The organism is Brucella sp. TWI432, from assembly GCF_039674445.1.
In the GTDB taxonomy this organism is placed as follows: Bacteria; Pseudomonadota; Alphaproteobacteria; order Rhizobiales; family Rhizobiaceae; genus Brucella; species Brucella chromiisoli.
On sequence record NZ_JBDJNL010000001.1, the window covers coordinates 689,584 to 711,079 of the forward strand.

Consider the following 21,496-nt stretch of genomic DNA (forward strand, 5'->3'; position numbering starts at 1 on the left):
ATGCGCTGGTTATCGACCTGCAACGGCGCTTATATCTTATGAAAGCAGACATATAGCCTGAATTACTTGCCTGAGCGCTCCCGTTCCACAGCCCGCCAGCCGATGTCGGAGCGGTAAAATCCTTGCGGCCAGTCGATCTGTTTTACAGCGTCATAAGCTTTACTTTGCGCCTTCGCAACGGTTTCAGCAATTGCCGTAATGTTGAGTACACGGCCGCCATTGGCGATAATTTGGCCGTCTTTTGCTGCCGTGCCAGCGTGGAAAACCTTGAGGCCTTCAACATCGGTGAGTGTTTCAAGGCCACGGATTCGGCTGCCTTTTTGCGGCGAGGCTGGATAGCCTTCCGCGGCCATAACGATGGTCAGCGCCGGATCATTTTTCCAGTCGAGCGTGACTTTATCGAGCTTGCCATCGACGGCTGCATTGATGATGTCCAGAAGATCGCTTTCAAGGCGCATCATCAGCACCTGACATTCAGGGTCGCCGAAACGGGTATTGTATTCGATAAGCTTTGGGCCATCCTTACCAATCATCAGCCCCGCAAAAAGGATGCCCGAGAACGGCGCACCAATTTCAGCCATGCCGCGCATCGTGGGTTCAATCAATTCCCGCATGGTGCGTTCGACAATTTCCGGCGTCATAACCGGGGCAGGTGCATAAGCCCCCATGCCGCCGGTATTGACGCCCGTATCACCATCGCCGACGCGCTTGTGATCCTGCGCGGAACCAAGCGGCAATGCAGTTTTACCGTCGCAAATGCAGAAGAAACTTGCTTCTTCTCCATCGAGGAATTCTTCGACCACCACTTCGGCACCTGCTGCGCCAAATGCACCCTCAAAGCACATATCGACCGCATCCAGCGCCTCCTCAAGCGTCATGGCGACAATGACGCCTTTTCCGGCGGCAAGTCCATCGGCCTTGACCACGATAGGGGCGCCCATTTCACGGATATAGGCTTTGGCTTTCGGCGCATTGTTGAAGCGGCCATAAGCGCCGGTCGGAATATCAAAGCGCGCGCAGAGATCCTTGGTAAAGCCTTTGGAACCTTCAAGCTGCGCTGCATCTTTTGACGGACCAAAGACGCGGATATTTTCAGCGCGAAGATCGTCGGCAAGACCTGCAACAAGCGGTGCTTCCGGGCCAACGACAACCAGATCAATGGCCTTATCCTTGGCAAAAGCAATGACTGCCTTGTGATCAGTCACGTCGAGTGTCACGCATTCTGCAAATTCGGCGATGCCGGGATTGCCGGGCGCACAATAGAGCTTTGTCAGCTTTTTGGAAGCCGCCAGTTTCCATGCCAATGCGTGCTCGCGGCCACCGGAACCGATCAACAGAACTTTCATGCCTTGCTCCCTGCGCGTGAGATAAGTAAGTGTTTATTGATACGGGTCTGTATTGCCCATCGCGCGCGCGGGCAAGGGCAGTGCCGCAATTTTTGAGTAAAAAGCGGACAGAGCCGTGGCAGTTTCTAGAAAGCAGGCAATCATGCAGCAGTCAAAACCCACCAGCGGACCGAGTTCGGATGTCCAGTCGCGCGAAAACCGCGGGCGTGTCAAAGATGCGCCATCGGGCCATTGGGTTTATCGCGTGCTTCCGTCTTCGCTTTGGCCTTATGCGCAGCTTGCACGCTGGGACCGCCCGATTGGCTGGCAGCTTCTGCTTTGGCCATGCTGGTGGTCGGCGGCACTCGTGGCCGGTGCAGGTGCACTGCCGGGCGATGGTGCATGGTCGATGATGCCTTCTTTCTGGTATTTGCTGCTCTTTCTGATTGGCGCGATTGCCATGCGCGGTGCAGGTTGCACCTATAATGATCTGGTCGATCAGGATATTGATGAAAAGGTTGATCGCACGCGATCACGTCCATTGCCATCAGGCCAGGTGACGCGTAGTCAAGCCAAGATATTTCTCATCCTCCAGGCCTTGCTGGGCCTCGTTGTCGTATTGCAATTCAACTGGTTCACGATTGGCCTTGGCCTTGGCTCGCTTCTGATTGTTGCCGCTTATCCATTCATGAAACGCTTCACAAACTGGCCGCAGCTCGTGCTGGGGCTGGCATTTTCGTGGGGCGCTCTGATGGGGTGGGCTGCGGTACAAGGCTCGCTCGCACTGCCGCCAGTGTTGCTTTACATTGGCGCAATCCTGTGGACGATCGGTTACGACACGATCTATGCGCATCAGGATAAGGAAGACGATGCACTGGTGGGCGTTGGCTCTACTGCGCGCCTGTTTGGCAAACATACAAAGACGGCACTTATGGTGCTCTATGGTGGCGCAATCGGTTTTTTTGCAGCAGCTTTTGCGGTCGCTCAGGTTCCGATGCCGGCACTCGCGGGTCTACTTGCCGCGGGCGCACATTTATATCGGCAGATCACGGTTCTTGATATTGATAATCCGGATCAGTGTCTGAAACTGTTCCGGTCGAATAATTTTGTCGGACTGCTGATTTTCCTCGGCCTTGTGCTTGGGAGCCTGTGGGTGGCGGTGAAGCCGCTGGTTTAAAACGAAAAAGGCCACCGCTTCGGTGGCCTTTTTCGTGAGATATTTACGGATAAAGCCTGTCTTTGTTCCAGTCATCCCCCGGTGCAGATCGTGTAAACAAAACGCGGTCATGCAGGCGGAATGGCCGGTCATGCCAGAATTCGATGGACTGCGGACGAATACGAAAGCCGGACCAATGTTTCGGACGCGGGATCTCGCCAATGGCAAAACGCGCTGTGTATTCGGCAACTGCCTTTTCGAGCGCGAAGCGACTTTCGAGCGGACGTGACTGCTTTGATGCCCATGCGCCGATACGGCTGCCACGCGGCCGTGATGCATAATAGGCATCGGCTTCCGCGTCACTGACCTTTTCAACGGGGCCGCGCACCCGCACCTGACGGCGCAACGACTTCCAGTGAAAGCACATCGCGGCTTTTTCAGCAGAGAGAATTTCCTGCCCCTTGGCGCTTTCGTAATTGGTGTAGAAGACAAACCCTTGCTCATCGAAATCCTTGAGCAGAACCATGCGCACATTTGGCAGGCCGTCCGGGTCTACGGTGGCGAGTGCAACGGCGTTGGGGTCGTTCAGTTCGGTTTTGGTGGCGTCATTGAGCCACGCGCCAAAAAGCCGGAACGGTTCGGAGCTGAGGGTGAAATCGTCGCTTGTGTCTGTCATTTTCCGGCCATTTCAGGTGTTTTTAAAATCTCGGAAGCGAACTTCTTCCATAATGCGCATTTTGTCCATGGCTTTGAACCGTTAAAGATATTCTTGGTAAGATTTTGGGCGTTGTCCTTCGATATCGATTTGTTTACCTTGATCGCAAACCGCTTGTTAACTCAACATCCCCCATATTCATCACATCTTTAGGATGTATTTAAGGGAAGACCTTTGGCCGCTCGATCCGTCCGCCGAAAACTACGTGACGATTCTGCTTTTTCTGGCATGGGAATCATTCGCCATGCGGCTCTCGCTATGGTTGTTTTGTCTTTGGCAGGCTGTGCAATGGGTGGCTTCAGCATCGAAAAAGCCGTTCCCGATTCTTCAACGATCACGGGGTCTATAAAAACACCGCACAAGGATGAAACGGATACTGGCAAACTCTCCGACCAGTCGACAATCAAGGGGATTGTTTCGGCCCTTAATTTTTCACAATGGGGCAAAAAGCCTGTGCCTTGGGTAAATCACGATACCGGCAGTCAGGGCATGATTACGACGGTTGGCGAAACCAAGGTGAATGACACGTTGTGTCGTCAGTTTGAAACCTCTCGCGAGGCTTTCGATGGAGTCTCTATTTATCGCGGAGAGACCTGTATGGAGCGCGGGGGTCAGTGGACCCTGACATCTTTTGCACCATTATAAGCTTTTTGAGAATCGGTACGCTATAGCTCTGGAACTTTTCCGACTTCGTGCGCATATTAAGTGCAACGAGTCTAACGGCTGAATATTCAGTCACTTTTCCTGAATGAGGATTATATATGCGCGATCCCTATAGCGTGTTGGGCGTCGCCAAAACGGCGAAGCCCGAAGAAATAAAATCGGCCTTCCGCAAGCTGGCCAAGAAATACCATCCTGATCAGAATCAGGATGACCCGAAGGCGCAGGAGCGCTTTGCGGAAATTAATCAGGCTTATGAAATTGTCGGCGACAAGGACAAGCGCGGCCAGTTTGACCGTGGTGAAATTGATGCGGAAGGCAAGCAGGCCTTTCAGGGCTTTAGCGGTCAGGGCGGATTTGGTGCGGGCGGCGATCCGTTCGCCGGTTTCCGCCAGCGCGGTGGTGCTGGCAATTTTGATTTCCGTGGTGCCGGCGGTGGAGCGCAGGGTGGTTTCGGCGGTGCAGAAGATATCTTGAACGATCTGTTCGGCGGTGGTTTTGGTGCCGGTCGCGGTGGTGCGCGCCAGCGCGGGCCAGTTAAGGGCAGTGATCTTTCGGCATCCATCCAGATTTCGCTGTCGCAGGCTGTGGGTGCGGAAAAGGTCGAGGCTGTCTTCCCCAATGGCAAACACCTCAAGATCAAGCTGCCGCAATATGTCGAAGACGGACAGACTATCCGGCTCAAAGGGCAAGGTGAGCCCATCATGGGCGGCACCCCCGGTGACGCTCTGGTAACGATTCACTTCAAGCCCAGTTCGCGCTTCAGGCTTGAAGGCCGTGATGTGCATGTAGACCTGCCGGTGGATCTTGCGGATGCCGCCCTTGGTGGCAAGGCGGAAGTGGAAACGCTAAGCGGTCGTATTGCCGTTAAAGTGCCTGCATGGTCGAGTTCCGATAAGGTTCTGCGTCTCAAAGGCAAAGGCCTGCCGTTAAAAGCTGGCGGTCATGGCGATCTTTACGTTCACGTCCGCATCATGCTGCCGGAAGGCGGCGATGCTGCGCTGGAAGAGTTTCTCAAGAAACGTAAGGGCGACTAAAGAACTGTGCCCTCGCTCAACTGTAACCGGATCGCTGCACTGGGCGGCGATCCGCCGCTTGCATTTTATAATACCCGGCTTTTTATGCGCAATTGCTTGAAGCCTGTGCAATGCTGTGCGATAGGGCATCTAGTTGATTATATTCTATGAGGACCCTTAATGACCGCAAAGTCAGGTTTGTTGCAGGGCAAGCGCGGATTGATTCTGGGCGTAGCCAACAACCGTTCCATCGCCTGGGGGATTGCCAAGGCTGCTCGTGAAGCTGGTGCTGAACTCGCATTCACCTATCAGGGTGATGCGCTGAAGAAGCGCGTCGAGCCGCTGGCCGAAGAACTGGACGCTTTTATTGCGGGTCATTGCGATGTCGCTGACGGTGCAAGCATTGATGCTGTTTTTGAAGCGCTGGAACAGAAGTGGGGCAAGATCGATTTCGTTGTTCACGCGATTGGTTTCTCCGATAAGGATGAACTGACTGGTCGTTACGTCGACACGTCAGAGGCCAATTTCCAGAACACCATGTTGATTTCGGTTTATTCGCTGACTGCGATTTCGCGGCGTGCGGAAAAGCTGATGGCCGATGGCGGTTCGATTTTGACACTGACCTATTATGGCGCAGAAAAAGTTATGCCGAACTACAACGTCATGGGCGTTGCAAAGGCAGCTCTTGAAGCAAGTGTCAAATATCTGGCTGTTGATCTTGGACCGCAGAACATTCGCGTCAACGCGATTTCGGCAGGCCCGATCAAGACGCTGGCTGCATCCGGCATTGGTGACTTCCGCTACATTCTCAAGTGGAATGAATATAACGCGCCGCTGCGCCGCACGGTTACGATTGATGAAGTGGGCGATGTTGGCCTCTACTTCCTCTCCGATCTGTCACGTTCGGTTACGGGTGAAGTTCATCACGCCGACAGCGGCTATCATGTGATTGGCATGAAGGCGGTCGATGCGCCGGACATCTCGGTCGTCAAGGACTGAGGCTGAAAATACAAAATCCCGAAAAGTCGACCGACTTTTCGGGATTTTCTTTGTCTTGCCGGTCGCGGTAAGGTTATGCAGAATAAGCTTATGGGTAATTGAGGTAAGGCTTTGGCTCGGGAGATCATCTACTTTTCGCGGCACGGTGAAACCGACTGGAATGTCTCGCAGCGCATTCAGGGGCAGCTTGATATCGACATCAATGCCCATGGTCGCACGCAGGTCGATCGGAACGGCGATATGCTGAAATCACTGATCGGTGATGGCGCTGGTTATGATTTCGTTGCAAGCCCATTGCGCCGAACCCGCGAGACCATGGAGCGCATTCGTTCGCGCATGGACCTCGACCCTTATGATTTCCGGACCGATCCGCAGCTTATGGAAGTCAATTTCGGAGACTGGCAGGGCTTCATGATAGAAGACATTGCCAAAGAGCGCGAAGATCTCGTGCAGGCACGCGCGCGCGACAAGTGGAATTTTATCCCGCCCGGTGAAGCCGCTGAAAGCTATATGCGGCTGTCGCAGCGCATTGGTCGCTGGGTTGAAGCGGTTGAATGGCCAACCGTCTGCGTGACGCATGGCGGTTGCATGCGCACACTGTTTTATCTTTATGGCGATATGGATGGTCACGCCGCTGCCAATCTCTCAATTCCGCAGGACAAAATCCTGAAGTTTGAAAGTGGTAAGCTGGCGTGGATATAAAGACTGGCCTTTTCAGGCCAGTCCGGTACGTGATTCGCTGGATTTTTCTTTTCGCTGAATACCCGCCTGTGCCAATGTGCGGTCAAGCAATTGTTCGTAGATCGGTTTCCCGCCAATCCACTGCGCGATCAGATTGGCCGTAAGACAGGTCGCAATCAACGGCATGGTCATGCCATAAGCGCCGGTCAGTTCAAGGGTCAGTGCAACGCCGACGACAGGCGCGCGCACCGATGCAGTGAACAGACCGCCCATGGCGGCGATGGCAAAGGCCAGCGGCACTGTGCCGCCCTGCGGAATTACAAGATCGATCACACCGGCGAATGCCAGCCCGACACAGGTGGCAAGGGTGAGCATAGGCGCAAAAATTCCGCCCGGCACACCGCTTGAATAGCTGCCAACCATGGTAAAATAGCGAATAAACGCCAATGCCAGCAAAAGCATCAGCCCGGTCTTCTGATGCGCAAGCTCCATGATGATGTGTTCACCGCCTGTTACCGAATAGGGCAGGAGAACAAACAATGCCCCCACACTCAGCCCGATGAGCGCCGGATAAAGATAGGGTACGCGTTTGTGCATTGCGGCTGCAAACTCCACAGCCCACATGATGCCGCCATTCAGCGCCACGCCGACAACGGCCAAGATGCAGCCAAGCGCGACGAAAGCCGGCAGCAACTCCAGCGATGCCTGAACATCCGGCATTGACATGTCTGGTGCCGTGCCGCCGATGATCTGTGTCATGACGGTTGCAAGCAAAGCGGCTGCGATGATGCCCATATAGGTGCGGAATGTGTAGGGAAACTGCTTGTGTGTTTCCTCGACAATGAAAAGGATAGCGGCCAGCGGCGCATTGAAAGCGCAGGCAAGACCGGCTGCGGCACCGGCCGCCAGAATGCCACGTTTTTCTGTTTCACTGACTTTGAAAAAGTCGGTAATCGCCGCACCAAGCGAAGCACCGATATGGATGGTTGGTCCTTCGCGACCAAGCACCAGCCCGGATGAAATCGAGGTAACACCCATCAGAAATTTGACCGGCAAAACGCGCCGCCAGCGCACGTCACGCAGCCCCTCCATCGCGCCTTCTATTTCCTGCACGCCGCTGCCACCTGCTTCAGGTGCGAAACGCCGTGTTATGAAGGCAGCAAAAACCGTGCAGCACATGGTTATCAATGCGGCAATGATCACGAGTGGAGCGCCACTGAAATACACACCGACTTTCTGTGGCCATGTCATCAATGTGTCGATGATCAGATGAAAGTAAGATCCGACGGTGCCAGTGAGTATGCCGGTGATGGCAGCAAAGAAAACATATCGCGCTTGCGCGGATCGATTGCCTGGCCTGTCGAGTGACTTTATCGGATCATCCATCAAAACCCGCTCCGTAACGCAATATTCGGGCCGATCAGAATGATTTTTCCCACGCTGCCCCTGTTTGTCGAAACAACCAGACTCGCCTTTGAATGTCTAGCTTGCGGCGACGAGCCTTGCGATCAATTTGCCATTTGGCATGAGTGTGTTATATTTTTGCCATAAGGAGATTGCGCGATGGAGCTTCACCCAATCAGCATAACGCCTGCGAGTGGGTTTACGGCGACAATAACCGACGAAGAAGCGAGCGCATTGGCCCGCACAACGGTCAATTTGTTCAAGGCTTGGAAGCTCTCGGATAGCGAAGCCTGCACGCTTTTGGGCGATATGTCGCCGCGCACTTGGGCGCGCTGGAAAGAAGGCAGCATAGGTCGCATCGACCGGGATTTGCGGATGCGTATGGCGCATTTGATGGGTATTCATAAGGGCTTGCGCTATCTGTTCCGCGATACTGCGCGCGGTTATGCATGGATCAGAAAATCCAACGCCGCTTTCGGTGGTTTATCGGCGCTTGACTTGATGCTGCGCGGTGAAATTTCTGATTTGGCAACCCTTCGCGAGTGGCTGAATGCGGAGCGTGGCGCATGGTAAGCGGACTGGCTCGGAGACGCCATGTTCATTGGCCGCAAACTTTTCGCATCATCCGCTCCATTCATCCGCCCATTGATTTGTTTGAAGATATCGCTGACCCCCGTGACTGGGAGGCACTTGCCTCCGTTGAGGCAAAAACCAATCCGCGTATTCGTTTTGAGATAGGCGATCTCGGTAAAGTTCCGGCTGACCGGCGCGTTTCGGGTCAGGGTGCAACCTATGTGATGGCACCCTTTGTGCATTGCTCGGCAGACCGTCCGGGGCGTTTTAGTGATGGCAGCTACGGAATTTATTATGCTGCTGATCGTGAAGAGGTGGCGGTCGCTGAGACCATTCATCATCATGAAGAATTCATGCGTGCCACCAATGAAGAACCCGGATGGACATCGGATTTTCGGGTGCTGATTGGCAGTGTCGAGCGGGAACTGGACGATGTGAGCAACGTGCCGGGCGTGCTCGATCCTGTTGATTATACGGCTTCACATGTCGAGGGGAGGGAACTGCGCGCACTTGGAAGTCATGGGCTTTTATGGCCAAGCGTGCGGATGCGTGGTGGCCAATGTATCGGCATTTTCTGGCCGAATGTTATAACAATTCCGGTTCAGGGGCGGCATTACAGCTATCACTGGGATGGAACCCGTGTCGATTTTGTTCGCCAATACGACACGGGAAAAGTGCTTGCCGTAAACTGACGTTTACGGGGCTTCCTGAATATCTGTGATGAAGCGCGTATCGTCCGCTTCATCGTAGAGGATGATAACCTTCATACCTTTGGAAATAACGGAATAATCGAACTCGCCGGGCAATTTATAGATTTTGCCGTCATCAAGCGTGATTGTTTCCTGATCCTTGTTGATGCCGGTGATCTTGCCCTCAACGTCATCCGCCATGGCGACGGTTGAAAAGACCGAGGCAATGATGAAGATCAGTCCCACTAGGTAATGCATGGGTGTCATCCTCCTTAACTGTGTGCCTGCCAGCCGGTGACTGATTCGACACGATTTGCGTTTGCGCGATGGGGAGTTCGCAATGTGTTTCCTGAGGGCAATTTAGCCCATGGAATGTGTCAAAAAGAATGCCTTATAGAGATGATCCGAAGGAAATTTTGCGATCTCGACAGAGGTATTGCGAGCTATAATTTGACGGTGACGGAAAAGGCCAATAAAACCGCCCCATATCTTGCCGGAAAAGGCGCTCCGTAGTCAGGCTCAGCTCATGTCTCATAACAGTTTCGGTCATCTGTTTCGCGTAACAACCTGGGGCGAGAGCCATGGTATCGCACTGGGTTGCGTGGTGGATGGTTGCCCTCCCGGCATTACCTTTACCGAAGCCGAAATTCAGTCCTATCTCGACAAGCGCAAGCCCGGACAGTCAAAATATACGACCCAGCGCCGCGAGCCCGATCAGGTGCGCGTGCTGTCGGGCGTGCTTTTGGGCGATGACGGCGTCACCATGACCACGACCGGTACGCCGATTTCGATGATGATCGAAAACACCGATCAGCGTTCCAAGGATTATGGCGATATTGCTAAACAGTATCGTCCGGGCCACGCCGATTATGCCTATGACGTGAAATATGGCATTCGCGATTATCGCGGTGGTGGCCGTTCTTCGGCACGAGAAACCGCAGCTCGCGTTGCAGCCGGTGCCATTGCGCGCAAAGTCGTTCCGGGCTTGCAGGTGCGTGGTGCTCTGGTCTCAATGGGTGTCCATGACATTGACCGCTCCCGCTGGGACTGGAACGAAGTCGATAACAACCCATTCTTCACGCCTGATGCGGGCTCCGTTGACGTATTCGCAGACTATCTGGATGGCATCCGTAAGAACGGCTCTTCGATCGGCGCGATCATCGAAATCGTCGCAGAAGGCGTTCCAGCGGGTATCGGCGCGCCGATTTACGGCAAACTCGATCAGGATATTGCGAGCTATCTCATGTCGATCAATGCTGTGAAAGGCGTTGAAATTGGCAATGGTTTTGAGGCGGCACGTCTCACCGGCGAAGACAATGCCGACGAAATGCGTATTGGCAATGATGGGCAGCCGGTTTTCCTGTCCAACCATGCCGGTGGTGTGCTGGGTGGCATCGCAACGGGTGCGCCTGTCGTTTCGCGCTTCGCAGTCAAGCCAACATCGTCGATTCTCACACCGCGCAAGTCCATTGATGCTGAGGGCAAGGAAGTGGACGTTATGACCAAGGGCCGTCATGATCCGTGCGTGGGTATTCGTGCTGTGCCGATTGGCGAAGCGATGGTCGCCTGTGCGATTGCCGATCATTATCTGCGACATCGTGGACAGACAGGACGCGTATAACATATTGAAAGTTCAGTTTCAGAAACTGAGGGCCGGTTTTCGACTGAAGCTGTGGTACAACCATTGAGGCTGAAATGAGCTATAATCAGAAACAGGTCGTTGATGCGCTGCGCGCTTTCGAGCGTGGTGAAATCGTTGTGGTCATGGATGATGACGGACGTGAGAACGAGGGCGATCTGATCGTCGCTGCCGTTCACTGTACGCCGGAAAAAATGGCGTTCATCGTGCGCTATACGTCGGGGATCGTCTGCACGCCCATGACGCGCGATGAAGCAAAGCGCCTCAATCTGGCACCAATGGTTGCAGAAAACGAATCCGCCCACACGACCGCTTTCACAGTCACAGTCGATTATCGTCACGGCACCACCACCGGCATTTCTGCCGAAGATCGCACGCTCACTGTGCGCAATCTGGCAAATCCGAATGCCGGTGCTTCCGACTTCGTGCGTCCCGGCCATATTTTCCCGCTGATTGCGCGCGAGGGCGGTGTGTTGATGCGCTCCGGTCATACCGAAGCAGCTGTTGATCTCTGCAAGCTTGCAAACCTGCCCCCAATTGGCGTGATCTGCGAGCTGATCAATGATAATGGCACGGTCATGCGCGGCCCTGACGTGAAGGCTTTTGCCGAACAGCATAATCTGCATCGCGTGACGGTTGCGGACCTTATCGCCTATCGCCAGCGCAAAGAAACGTTGGTGAAGCGTATTGGCGATGCAGCGATCAAAACCTGTGCTGGTCCGGCGCATGCTTATACTTATGAGCTGCCATGGGAGCCGATGCAGCATGTCGCGGTTGTGTTTGGTGATATTCGTGATGGCGAAGACGTGCCGGTGCGTCTGCACCGCGAAGACGTGCTCAATGACGTGTTTGGCAGCAGCGGTAACAATCTTGATGAGATCATGAAGCGCATGGGCAAGGAAGGCCGCGGCGTTCTGGTCTACCTGCGCGAAGGTTCGGTCGGTGTGCGTGCCGATCACCGCGATGCGCGTGCGCGTGAAGCTTTGCTCGGTGAGCACGAGGCGCATGCCGAAGCGGTAGCGCGCGAAGAAGAGTGGCGTCAGATTGGTCTCGGCGCGCAGATTCTCAAGGATCTCGGCATTACATCCATTGTGCTGCTGGCATCGCGTGAGCGTCACTATGTCGGTCTCGAAGGTTTTGGTATCAACATCGCACGAACAGAGATTATCTGACACAGATATGTCGATGAAAGATGCTACAGGGGCGCTATGACAACTCGGCTTTACTGGCATCCGATCTATCTTGAGCATCTTGTGCCGCCCGGACATCCCGAGCGGCCAGACCGTATTCGTGCACTGATGAGCGAGCTGGAGGGCGAAGAATTTTATCGCCTCGATTGTGTGGAAGCGCCAAAAGCACATGAAGATGCCATTCTGCTCGCGCATCCCGAAAGCTATCTGCAAGCCATAAAGTCGCAAATTCCTGAGCCGCTCATTGATGGTGAAGCGGCGCCGCCGATCCATCGTATTGAAGGCGATACCTATGCAAGTCCTCAAAGCTGGGATGCCGCTTTAACTGCAATTGGTGCGGCCACCGCTGCTGTCGATGACGTATTCTTAGGCGACGCCGATAACGTGTTTGTCGCCTCGCGCCCGCCGGGCCATCATGCGGAAACAGCCACCGCGATGGGCTTTTGCCTGTTCAACAATGTGGCAATTGCGGCGCGCCATGCACAGCGCAGACATGGCGCGGAACGGATCGCGATTGTTGACTGGGACGTACATCACGGCAACGGCACGCAGGACATTTTCAAAGACGATCCAAGCGTTTTGTTCTGCTCCACGCATCAATTTCCGCTTTTTCCCGGCACAGGCCGGAAAGATGAAGTGGGTGTGGGCAACATCGTGAATGCGCCACTTTCGCCCAATACCGGTAGTCGCGAGTTTCGCGAGGCATTTAATAGTCGTGTATTGCCCGCTTTGGACAACTTCCGGCCAGATTTGATCCTTATTTCAGCTGGCTTCGACGCGCATTTCCGCGATCCCCTTGCCGAGATCAATCTTGATGAGGCGGATTTCGATTGGGCGACGGGCAAGCTCATGGAACGTGCAGAAAAGTTCTGCAATCACCGACTGGTGAGTGTGCTTGAAGGTGGATATGATCTTGAGGGCTTGTCGCAGTCCGCGTCTTCTCATATTACGCGGCTGTTGAAAGGATAAACCATGGTAATCGAACCGTCCAACACCGACATTGCAGTTATGAGCTTTGAGGATGCCTTGAAGCAGCTAGAGAAGATCGTCGATGCTCTGGAGCGGGGCGATGTGCCGCTGGAAGAGTCTATCCGCATCTACGAGCGCGGTGAGGCGCTGAAAAAGCATTGCGACACGCTGCTCAAATCTGCGGAAGACAAGGTTGAGAAAATTCGCATTGGCCGCGATGGCGAGCCAGCAGGCACCGAGCCGCTCGACGCGGAATAAGATCAACTGCACTTTATCAAAAAAATAGCGGCTCGTTTGAGCCGCTATCTGTTTGTGTCACTACGATCTGACTGGAGGTCTCACGATTGCAGTGACCCCTGTTTTCAAGCCAGTTGGCTTAGAACGAACGCTGGAAGCGAACCATACCCTGAACGGCATCTTTGCCCTTCAGAACGGAGTGATTGTCGTTCCACTTGGTGTACGAGATTTCAGGCGTTACAGTGAAGCCCGGCACGAGCGTGTAGGCGACATTCATAGTACCCGCAAAACGACCAGCTTCTTCGTAAGCCGCCTGAATGTTGAAGGCTGCTTTCTTGTTGATCTTGTACTTTGCGCCACCCCAGACAGCCCAATCGCCGCCCCAAGTGCCGTAGAAGCTGTCGATCTGACGAACGCCTGCAATATAGTGGTCGTCGTTCGACTTGTAAGCGCCCTGTGTCCAGATAGAGAACTGGTCAGTGACGTTGACGTCGAGGCGAACCTTGCCCATCCACTTTTCATTGAGCGCGTCGTAAGCTGCAACACCAGCGATTGAACCCCAATCCTGAGCGAGCTTCAGACCACCAACAACATGTGGCGTGTAGTCGTCGATGGTGACGGAACCATTGGAATCGCCATTGCCGCCCTGTTCAAGCGCAACGATGGCCGAAAAGCCGTTGCCGCCCTTGAAAGTGTAACTGATTGCGTTGGTGCGCGTGCCGCCTGCCAGAATAACGTCGTCGTTGATGACATCGCCAAGATAGCCGGTGAAGGTTACGAATGCCGATTCATCCAGACCCACACGGAGGCCGCCGAGCTGGATGTAGCCGTAACGCAGAGTGCCGGTTGAACCTGCATCAGCGCCATTCTGGTACTGGAAGCGCGTTTCAGCATAGGTCTTCAGTGTTCCCAGTTCGGTTTCCGAAGCGGTCGAGAAGCGGAGCGAGAAACGGCTCAGAATGTCGTAGGTGTCGCGGTCACGACCTGCAATATTCTTGGCATATACGTTGTCGCCGCCCTTGATGTCCATACGCACATAGCCATGGATGCGAAGGCATGTTTCTGTGCCCGGAATGTAGAAGTAGCCCGCGCCGTAAGCGTCGCAAACGCGAACATATTCTACAGCTTCTGGCTCTGGTGCAACAATCGCATCAGCAGCCTGGGCAACGGAAGCGAAAGAAAATACTGCAGCCGAAGCGCAGAGAAAATGCTTAACCCTCATAAGAGTCTCCGTAAGTGAGGTGTGACGGAGCTGCTTATAGAGAGCGTTAAAAAACAAACAATATCAATTAGATGTCAGATCAATGAAGTTTTAATGACGAAGCAACACCTCAATAGAAAAATATAATTTCTAGGGATATTTTTTAGCTGTTGTATTTGAGTAACAGCTTTATTGACAGCATTTCAGGACGTCTATTTTAAGCGGATCAGATCGGTGCTCTAATTCTTTGTTTTAACGTGCATCTTTGTCCGAAAACCGTTTCACACTTTTCGGGATGCGCTCGAACGTATTTTCGCTTTTTCTAAAAAAATAGTTTCTTGAGGTGATGCGCATAAGGGGCCAGAACACCACTGAGCAGATACGGGCCAAGCCCCCAGACGAGTGTCCAGCCCGCAGCGCCTACAACATTTGCGGCAATAAAATGCAGTGGCTTCATCTTCATTGAACCTGCAACAACGCCATTAAGCTGTCTTAGCAGCACAACGAAACGGGCGGTCGCGACCACATAGATGCCCTTAGTGTCGAAAAGTTTCTCGAATTGATCAAGCCTCTCAGGCGTTAGCTTCACCAGATATCCATAGCGCAATATCAATGCACGCCCCCCATAGCGGCCGATCAGATAGCCGGTGCAATCTCCTAAAACTGCACCAATGAAGACGGCCAGCAAAACATGTTCGATATCCAGCGTGCCATGCAACGCCAGAAGCGAGCAGGCTATCAGGGCACTTTCGCCGGGAAGCGGTGCGCCAAAAGATTCAAAATAGACAATCACGAAGATGGCGAAAGCACCATAGGCGGCAATGTAATGATCGATGAACCCCATAAGGTGCAGGTGCTTTCGTGGATAACGTCATAAAAAGGCTCCGGCACAAACCGGAGCCTTTGCACTATAGCGTGTTTTTTAGCCGATGGAACGCTTGCCGGTAATCTTATGGTAGGCCAACAAAACGATGACAGAGCCGATAATGGCAATGATCAGGCTCATTGGATCGAAGGCACCTGTGACGCCGCGGCCAAACAGAAATGAAGAAATGACACCGCCAACGATGGCCCCGACAATGCCTAATGCAATGTCGAAGAACATACCCTGACCGCTTTTGTTGACGATTTTACTGCCGATGAAGCCGGCAATCAGTCCAAGAATAATCCAGCTTATAACAGACATCTAATATCTCCGATTGCGAAAATAATAATATGCATCAAGAATTTAGAAAATTTTCACAATAGTTTCGATTTGACAAGGTATAATCCTTGTCAAAAGCAAAAACTTATTTCACCTTAACTTAATCGCACGTGATAAAGTCACGGCGTCCAACAGGGAGTATCGCGTGATGGGAAGCTATAATGACAATTCCAACAACTCGCCGATCCCCGGCGGCAGCCTTGCCAAGCCGGTTCTGATTGCATTGGGTGCATTGCTTGTCGGCAAAATGCTCAAAGGACACAGTGATGAGCCGGAGCAGCCTGCACCTATCCCGGATCAGTCGGCGCAGCAGGCAGATCATGGCGGCGGCTTGCTCGGCGGTATTCTGGGTGGGCTCGGTGGTCTGCTTGGCGGGACGCTTGCCAGTGGCGGAGCAGCCTCGGCACCCGCAGCGCCCGGCCCATTGGGTGGCGGCTTAGGTGGTCTGCTTGATCAGCTCAAACAGGCAGGTCTTGGTGACAAGGTGGATTCCTGGGTCGGGCAGGGCAGCAATCATCAGATTGAGCCGGGACAGCTTGGCGATGCGCTTGGCCAGAAGACTTTGAGCGAAATTGCAGCCCATGCCGGTATTGATCAGCAGGAGTTGCTTAATCAGCTCTCTCAGGTGCTGCCGGGATTGGTCGATAAGCTCACTACAAATGGGCAAGTGCCAGACACGAACGAATTGTCGCGCCTGTTGCACAATCGCTGATATAGCCCTATCTTTTTTAAGGTCACGCACCGGCAAACGGCTTGCCGGTGCGCTTTTATTGGTGGCAGCCTGATGAGTTTCTTCCCCTGTCCTGATCCGGTGCTTGGAGACAAGACAACCGTGGATGCAATCGAAACGCTGGTCATCCCACGCACAAGCGATATTGGCGGGCTGGAAGTTCGCCGTGCTTTGCCGACTGTGCGCAGGCGTCTGGTTGGGCCATTTATTTTCTTTGATCGTATGGGACCGGCTGTTTTAAAGGACGGTGACGCGCTGGATGTGCGCCCGCATCCGCATATTGGTCTTTCAACAGTCACGTATCTTTTCGACGGCCATATCCGCCATCGTGATAGCCTTGGCACGGAAATGGTGATCCGTCCGGGTGATGTGAATTTGATGACCGCTGGTCGCGGCATCGTGCATTCTGAGCGCTCGCCGGAAGAAGAGCGGGATGGACCGCTGTTGATCTCCGGTGTGCAGACATGGCTGGCATTGCCGGAGCAATTTGAAGAGTGTGACCCGCATTTTTATCATACCAATTCGCCTGAATTGCCGCTGATGGAAGACCCCGAGTTTAACGGGCGCCTCATCATTGGTTCAATGCACGGCGTTTCATCCCCCGTTATCCAGCATGCTGAAACATTGTATGCAGATATTGACGTGTTGCCCGGCGGACGCTTTCACATTCCGCCAACAACCGAAGAACGCGCGATCTATACGCTGCGCGGCAATGTTGGCATTGGGGGCGAGGTGTTCCCGCCTGATCGGCTGCTGGCGTTTCGTCCGGGCGATGATATTGTTGTACAGGCTGGCCCTGAAGGCGCGCATTTTATGTTGTTCGGTGGTGCAACGCTTGGTTCAAAACGCTATGTCTGGTGGAATTTTGTCTCGTCCTCGAGAGAACGCATTGAGCAGGCCAAGGAAGAATGGCGTAGCGGTCGCTTTGATATTGTGCCAGGCGATGAAGAAGAGTTCATACCTTTGCCGGAATGATGGAGCATTTCCAGCAAAAGTGTGAAGCGGTTTTGCGTTGCATAATGCGATAAAAACAAAAAGCTATCGTATAGGACAACATGTCTCGCCGGGCCCCGGTAAGCTTGATCTGTGCTGACTGCTGCTATACCGACAAATAAAAATCGAACCAGAACAGGTTGTTTTCATGTCCCGACCCATCACCCCATTGCTCGATAAGGCGCCGACCCCGGAAGCCCTTCGCGCATTGCCGGAACAGGATTTGCCAAAGCTTGCGGAAGAATTGCGCGCCGAGCTGGTCGATGCTGTTTCGACCACCGGCGGGCATCTTGGGGCGGGGCTTGGTGTGGTGGAACTCACCATCGCGCTGCATCACGTTTTTGACACGCCGCATGATCGTATCATCTGGGATGTGGGGCATCAGGCCTATCCGCACAAAATTCTGACAGGACGTCGCGACCGCATCCGAACCCTCAGACAGGAAGGCGGCCTCTCTGGTTTTACAAAGCGAACCGAGAGCGAATATGACCCCTTTGGCGCAGCCCATTCCTCGACCTCCATTTCGGCGGGTCTTGGTATGGCTGTGGCAAGCGATCTTTCGGGCGAAAAGCGCAATGTGATTGCAGTGATCGGCGATGGCTCCATGTCGGCTGGCATGGCCTATGAAGCGATGAACAATGCCGGTGCGCTTGATGCGCGCCTGATCGTGATCCTCAACGACAATGATATGTCGATTGCACCACCAACGGGTGCTATGAGCGCTTATCTGGCGCGTCTTGTTTCCGGCAAGACCTATCGCAGCGTGCGTGATGCTGCCAAACAGGTTGCCAAGAAACTGCCGAAGTTTTTGCAGGACAAGGCACGCAAATCGGAAGAATTTACGCGCGCTTTTTTCACTGGTGGCACGCTGTTTGAAGAGTTGGGCTTTTATTATGTCGGCCCGATTGACGGTCACAACCTAGACCATCTGCTGCCCGTTCTCAAAAATGTGCGTGACACGCAGGAAGGCCCGGTGCTGATCCATGTGGTAACGCAGAAGGGTAAGGGCTATGCGCCCGCTGAGGCCGCTGCCGACAAATATCACGGCGTCAACAAGTTTGACGTGATCACTGGCAAGCAGGCAAAGCCGCCAGCAAATGCACCAAGCTATACCAAGATTTTCGCCACCAGCCTGATTGAAGAAGCCCGCCATGACGACAAGATCGTTGCAGTGACGGCTGCGATGCCAACCGGCACCGGCCTTGATCTTTTTGGTGAAGCTTTTCCGAAACGCATTTTCGATGTCGGCATTGCCGAGCAACATGCGGTGACCTTTGCCGCAGGCCTTGCAACGGAAGGCTATAAGCCGTTCTGTGCGATCTACTCGACTTTCCTTCAGCGGGGCTATGATCAGGTCGTGCACGACGTGTCGATCCAGAATCTGCCTGTGCGTTTTCCCATCGACCGTGCCGGTCTGGTGGGGGCCGATGGCCCAACGCATGCCGGTTCGTTCGATACCGGTTTCCTCGCGGCCCTTCCGGGCTTTGTGGTTATGGCTGCATCCGACGAAACCGAACTACGCCATATGGTGCGCACGGCTGCGGACTATGATGGAGGCCCGATTTCCTTCCGCTATCCGCGTGGCGATGGTGTCGGCGTGGAACTGCCGGAACGTGGTTCGGTGCTTGAAATCGGTAAGGGCCGTATCGTGCGCGAAGGTACCAAAGTGGCACTTCTCTCCTTCGGTACGCGTTTGCAGGAATGCCTGAGCGCCGCCGATGAACTGGCCGCGGCTGGTCTTTCGACAACGGTTGCCGATGCACGTTTTGCCAAGCCGCTTGATCAGGATCTCATTCGTCGCCTCGCACGTGAGCATGAAGTGCTGGTGACGATTGAAGAAGGTGCTGCCGGTGGCTTTGCTGCCCATGTGCTGCAATTCCTTGCGACCGATGGTCTTCTGGATCGCGGTCTCAAGGTGCGTGTGCTGACCCTGCCAGACACTTATCAGGATCATGCCAAGCCGGAAGTCATGTATGCCAATGCCGGTCTTGACCGTGCCGGTATTGTCCATAGCGTCTTTGCAGCTTTGGGCCGCGAAGAAGTGACAGCATCCTTCCGTGCCTGATTTCACGCAAGATAAAAGTGTGCGGCTCGATCAGTTGCTGGTCGAGCTTGCCTTGTTTGCAACGCGTTCGCGTGCGCGCGATGCAATTTTGCGCGGCACAGTGAAGGTTGACGGCAAGCCCGTCACCAAGCCGGGGCAGACGGTTGCGCGCACTGTCAAAATCATTGTCGATGATCCGGCAAGCAGCTATGTTTCGCGCGGTGCGTTGAAGCTTATAGCAGCCCTTGATTATTTTGGCCTTGATGTGAAGGGGCGCACCGCGCTTGATATAGGCGCATCAACTGGCGGCTTCACGCAGGTTTTGCTGGAGCGCGGCGCGACCCATGTGCTTGCCATAGATGTCGGTCATGATCAGTTGCATGAAAGCCTGCGCAATGACCCACGTGTGACAAACAGCGAGGGGGTTAATGCCCGCGCGCTTGAGATTTCCCATCTTGATGGACGCGACGTCGATTGTGTGGTGTCGGACGTCAGTTTCATTTCATTGAAACTCGCATTGCCTCCGGCATTGGCGCAGGCACAAAAAGATGCTATCTGCGCGCTTCTCGTAAAGCCGCAGTTTGAAGCCGGGCGTGAGGCTATCGGCAAAGGCGGCATTCTGCGTGATCCGAAAGACGGCGAACGCATTGCGGAAGAATTGAAATCATGGCTTGAAACGCAGCCCGGCTGGCGTGCTCTTGGCCTCTGTCCGTCGCCTATTGAAGGTGGCGATGGCAATCGTGAATATCTCTTGGCAGGAAAGAAAGACCAATGACGACCCAGGTAACAATCCGCTCGATGGGTGCGGGCGGCGATGGCGTTGCCAATCTTTCAGATGGCCAGCTTTTTGTCCCTTTCACGCTGCCGGGCGAAGTGGCCAATGTTGCGCGTGACAAAAACCGCGCCACGGTAATCGCGCTGCTTGAAACGTCTGCTGAACGCCAAGACCCTGCCTGCCAGCATTTTGAAGATTGCGGTGGCTGCGCTTTGCAACACTGGCAGGACGAGCCTTACCGCGCATGGAAGCGCGAACTTGTGGTCTCAGCCTTGAAGGGCCGTGGCCTTGATGTGCAAGTGGATGCGCTGGTTACTTGCAAGTCGCAATCGCGCCGCCGAGCGACTTTCGCTGCACGCAAGACGGAAAAAGGCGTGCTGCTCGGTTTTAACCGTCACCAGAGCCACGAAATCATCGATATTGTCGAATGCGCGGTTACCGTGCCGGAAATTATTGCGCGGCTCGACGATCTGCGCGAAGTGGGCGCACTGATTGCTCCGGGCTCAAAGCCGTTCAAACTGGCCGCGACTGTTACGGCCTCCGGGCTTGATCTTGCAGCAAGTGGCTGTGGCACGCTCAGCGACGAGCAGCGCCGTGCGCTCACCGCCCTTATGATGAAAAAGGACTTTGCACGCCTTTCGCATGAAGGCGAAATCATCGTCGAGCCCAAAAAGCCGGTCATTCATTTTGGCAAAGTGCCGGTTCCGGTGCCGCCGGGTTGCTTCTTGCAGGCAACGGTTGATGCCGAAGAGGCGATGGTGTCGCTGGTGCAGGCACATCTTGGCAAAGCGAAACGCGTGGCAGATCTCTTCTGCGGTGTTGGTACATTTGCGCTGCGCATTGCTGAAAAGAGTGCCGTGCACGCCGTTGAAAACGATGCGCCAGCACTCGCGGCGCTTGATCGCGGCGTGCGCCACGTGCAGGGCTTAAAGCCGGTAACGGTGGAACGTCGCGACCTGTTCCGCCGCCCGCTGATGCCGAAGGAATTGCTGCCTTACAATGCGGTGGTTTTCGATCCACCACGCGCGGGTGCAGAAGAACAGGCGCTTGAGCTGGCAAAGTCGAAGGTGGAAAAGGTTATCGCGATTTCGTGCAACCCTGTAACACTTGCGCGCGATCTCGCCATTCTGGTGAAAGGCGGTTATCGCATCACGCGTGTCACGCCGATTGACCAGTTTCTATGGTCGCCCCATGTTGAAGCGGTGGCGACACTGGTGAAGAAATAAACACTGCCGCGGCCTCACATTCGGAGTCACGGTGTCTATAATTGTTACTGACTGGTCGTTGTTTTTCCGG

The 21,496-nt window shown here is 54.2% G+C and carries 23 protein-coding genes; 16 read left to right on the top strand and 7 right to left on the bottom strand.

What is annotated here, in order from left to right:
* Positions 1-62: 62 nt before the first annotated feature.
* Positions 63-1,346 carry a phosphoribosylamine--glycine ligase gene (gene purD, locus ABE527_RS03395; RefSeq protein ID WP_499696134.1) on the bottom strand — a complete coding sequence of 428 codons (1,284 nt, stop codon included), beginning with the start codon at positions 1,344-1,346 and terminating at the stop codon, positions 63-65.
* A 142-nt stretch (positions 1,347-1,488) separates the two neighbouring features.
* Between purD and ubiA the strand changes: the two genes are divergently transcribed.
* Positions 1,489-2,502, top strand: coding sequence for a 4-hydroxybenzoate octaprenyltransferase (gene ubiA, locus ABE527_RS03400; protein WP_499696322.1), 1,014 nt, complete (start codon positions 1,489-1,491; stop codon positions 2,500-2,502).
* Positions 2,503-2,545: 43 nt separating this feature from the next.
* Here ubiA and pdxH read toward each other — a convergent pair whose 3' ends face one another.
* Complete coding sequence (pdxH, locus tag ABE527_RS03405) at positions 2,546-3,157, bottom strand: pyridoxamine 5'-phosphate oxidase (protein WP_265983056.1); 612 nt, start codon at positions 3,155-3,157, stop codon at positions 2,546-2,548.
* A 213-nt stretch (positions 3,158-3,370) separates the two neighbouring features.
* Here pdxH and ABE527_RS03410 point away from each other — a divergent pair, with 213 nt between their 5' ends.
* From ABE527_RS03410 to ABE527_RS03425, 4 genes are all read left to right on the top strand, one after another.
* On the top strand, positions 3,371-3,841 hold the full coding sequence (locus tag ABE527_RS03410) for an RT0821/Lpp0805 family surface protein (protein WP_396996526.1): 471 nt from the start codon (positions 3,371-3,373) through the stop codon (positions 3,839-3,841).
* A gap of 116 nt (positions 3,842-3,957) precedes the next feature.
* The gene (locus ABE527_RS03415; RefSeq protein WP_265983057.1) at positions 3,958-4,893 is read left to right on the top strand and encodes a DnaJ C-terminal domain-containing protein; all 936 of its coding nucleotides are present in this window, start codon (positions 3,958-3,960) and stop codon (positions 4,891-4,893) included.
* A gap of 159 nt (positions 4,894-5,052) precedes the next feature.
* The gene (gene fabI, locus ABE527_RS03420) at positions 5,053-5,871 is read left to right on the top strand and encodes an enoyl-ACP reductase FabI (RefSeq protein WP_265983058.1); all 819 of its coding nucleotides are present in this window, start codon (positions 5,053-5,055) and stop codon (positions 5,869-5,871) included.
* 111 nt (positions 5,872-5,982) lie between these two features.
* Positions 5,983-6,573 carry a histidine phosphatase family protein gene (locus ABE527_RS03425; RefSeq protein ID WP_499696135.1) on the top strand — a complete coding sequence of 197 codons (591 nt, stop codon included), beginning with the start codon at positions 5,983-5,985 and terminating at the stop codon, positions 6,571-6,573.
* Between the two features lie 12 nt (positions 6,574-6,585).
* Here ABE527_RS03425 and clcA read toward each other — a convergent pair whose 3' ends face one another.
* Complete coding sequence (clcA, locus tag ABE527_RS03430) at positions 6,586-7,938, bottom strand: H(+)/Cl(-) exchange transporter ClcA (protein ID WP_499693478.1); 1,353 nt, start codon at positions 7,936-7,938, stop codon at positions 6,586-6,588.
* 177 nt (positions 7,939-8,115) lie between these two features.
* Here clcA and ABE527_RS03435 point away from each other — a divergent pair, with 177 nt between their 5' ends.
* Positions 8,116-8,529, top strand: a complete 414-nt coding sequence (locus tag ABE527_RS03435) for an MbcA/ParS/Xre antitoxin family protein (protein WP_265983061.1) — start codon at positions 8,116-8,118, stop codon at positions 8,527-8,529.
* Positions 8,523-9,221 (top strand): RES family NAD+ phosphorylase, encoded by a 699-nt coding sequence (locus tag ABE527_RS03440; RefSeq protein ID WP_499696136.1) that lies wholly within the window; start codon positions 8,523-8,525, stop codon positions 9,219-9,221. Before ABE527_RS03435 ends, ABE527_RS03440 begins: the two co-directional genes overlap by 7 nt.
* 3 nt (positions 9,222-9,224) lie before the next feature.
* Here the strand turns inward: ABE527_RS03440 and ABE527_RS03445 are convergent, their stop codons facing one another.
* Entirely contained in the window at positions 9,225-9,476 is a 252-nt protein-coding gene (locus tag ABE527_RS03445; protein WP_265983063.1) for a DUF1344 domain-containing protein, read from the bottom strand.
* A 268-nt stretch (positions 9,477-9,744) separates the two neighbouring features.
* Between ABE527_RS03445 and aroC the strand changes: the two genes are divergently transcribed.
* The 4 genes from aroC (at position 9,745) to ABE527_RS03465 (ending at position 13,274) form a co-directional block, all read left to right on the top strand.
* Positions 9,745-10,839: a chorismate synthase gene (aroC, locus tag ABE527_RS03450; protein ID WP_265983064.1), complete on the top strand. Its 1,095-nt coding sequence runs from the start codon at positions 9,745-9,747 to the stop codon at positions 10,837-10,839.
* A gap of 74 nt (positions 10,840-10,913) precedes the next feature.
* Positions 10,914-12,029 (top strand): 3,4-dihydroxy-2-butanone-4-phosphate synthase, encoded by a 1,116-nt coding sequence (gene ribB / locus ABE527_RS03455; protein WP_499696137.1) that lies wholly within the window; start codon positions 10,914-10,916, stop codon positions 12,027-12,029.
* 36 nt (positions 12,030-12,065) lie between these two features.
* Positions 12,066-13,016 carry a histone deacetylase family protein gene (locus ABE527_RS03460; protein ID WP_499696138.1) on the top strand — a complete coding sequence of 317 codons (951 nt, stop codon included), beginning with the start codon at positions 12,066-12,068 and terminating at the stop codon, positions 13,014-13,016.
* A gap of 3 nt (positions 13,017-13,019) precedes the next feature.
* Positions 13,020-13,274 carry an exodeoxyribonuclease VII small subunit gene (locus ABE527_RS03465; protein WP_499696139.1) on the top strand — a complete coding sequence of 85 codons (255 nt, stop codon included), beginning with the start codon at positions 13,020-13,022 and terminating at the stop codon, positions 13,272-13,274.
* Positions 13,275-13,392: 118 nt separating this feature from the next.
* On the opposite strand, the gene ABE527_RS03470 is transcribed toward ABE527_RS03465, so the two are convergent.
* From ABE527_RS03470 to ABE527_RS03480, 3 genes are all read right to left on the bottom strand, one after another.
* A complete protein-coding gene (locus ABE527_RS03470) occupies positions 13,393-14,475 on the bottom strand; it encodes a porin (protein ID WP_396996519.1) in 1,083 nt (360 codons plus the stop codon).
* Between the two features lie 301 nt (positions 14,476-14,776).
* Positions 14,777-15,298, bottom strand: a complete 522-nt coding sequence (locus ABE527_RS03475; RefSeq protein WP_396996517.1) for a DedA family protein — start codon at positions 15,296-15,298, stop codon at positions 14,777-14,779.
* A 78-nt stretch (positions 15,299-15,376) separates the two neighbouring features.
* Positions 15,377-15,640 (bottom strand): GlsB/YeaQ/YmgE family stress response membrane protein, encoded by a 264-nt coding sequence (locus tag ABE527_RS03480; protein WP_265983070.1) that lies wholly within the window; start codon positions 15,638-15,640, stop codon positions 15,377-15,379.
* Positions 15,641-15,806: 166 nt separating this feature from the next.
* Between ABE527_RS03480 and ABE527_RS03485 the strand changes: the two genes are divergently transcribed.
* The 5 genes from ABE527_RS03485 (at position 15,807) to ABE527_RS03505 (ending at position 21,426) form a co-directional block, all read left to right on the top strand.
* Positions 15,807-16,370 carry a YidB family protein gene (locus tag ABE527_RS03485; protein ID WP_499696140.1) on the top strand — a complete coding sequence of 188 codons (564 nt, stop codon included), beginning with the start codon at positions 15,807-15,809 and terminating at the stop codon, positions 16,368-16,370.
* 72 nt (positions 16,371-16,442) lie between these two features.
* Positions 16,443-17,363 (top strand): pirin family protein, encoded by a 921-nt coding sequence (locus ABE527_RS03490; RefSeq protein ID WP_499696141.1) that lies wholly within the window; start codon positions 16,443-16,445, stop codon positions 17,361-17,363.
* 166 nt (positions 17,364-17,529) lie between these two features.
* Positions 17,530-19,446 (top strand): 1-deoxy-D-xylulose-5-phosphate synthase, encoded by a 1,917-nt coding sequence (dxs, locus tag ABE527_RS03495; protein ID WP_499696142.1) that lies wholly within the window; start codon positions 17,530-17,532, stop codon positions 19,444-19,446.
* Positions 19,439-20,200, top strand: a complete 762-nt coding sequence (locus tag ABE527_RS03500) for a TlyA family RNA methyltransferase (protein WP_265983074.1) — start codon at positions 19,439-19,441, stop codon at positions 20,198-20,200. Before dxs ends, ABE527_RS03500 begins: the two co-directional genes overlap by 8 nt.
* Positions 20,197-21,426: a class I SAM-dependent RNA methyltransferase gene (locus ABE527_RS03505; RefSeq protein WP_499696143.1), complete on the top strand. Its 1,230-nt coding sequence runs from the start codon at positions 20,197-20,199 to the stop codon at positions 21,424-21,426. Before ABE527_RS03500 ends, ABE527_RS03505 begins: the two co-directional genes overlap by 4 nt.
* Positions 21,427-21,496: the final 70 nt, after the last annotated feature.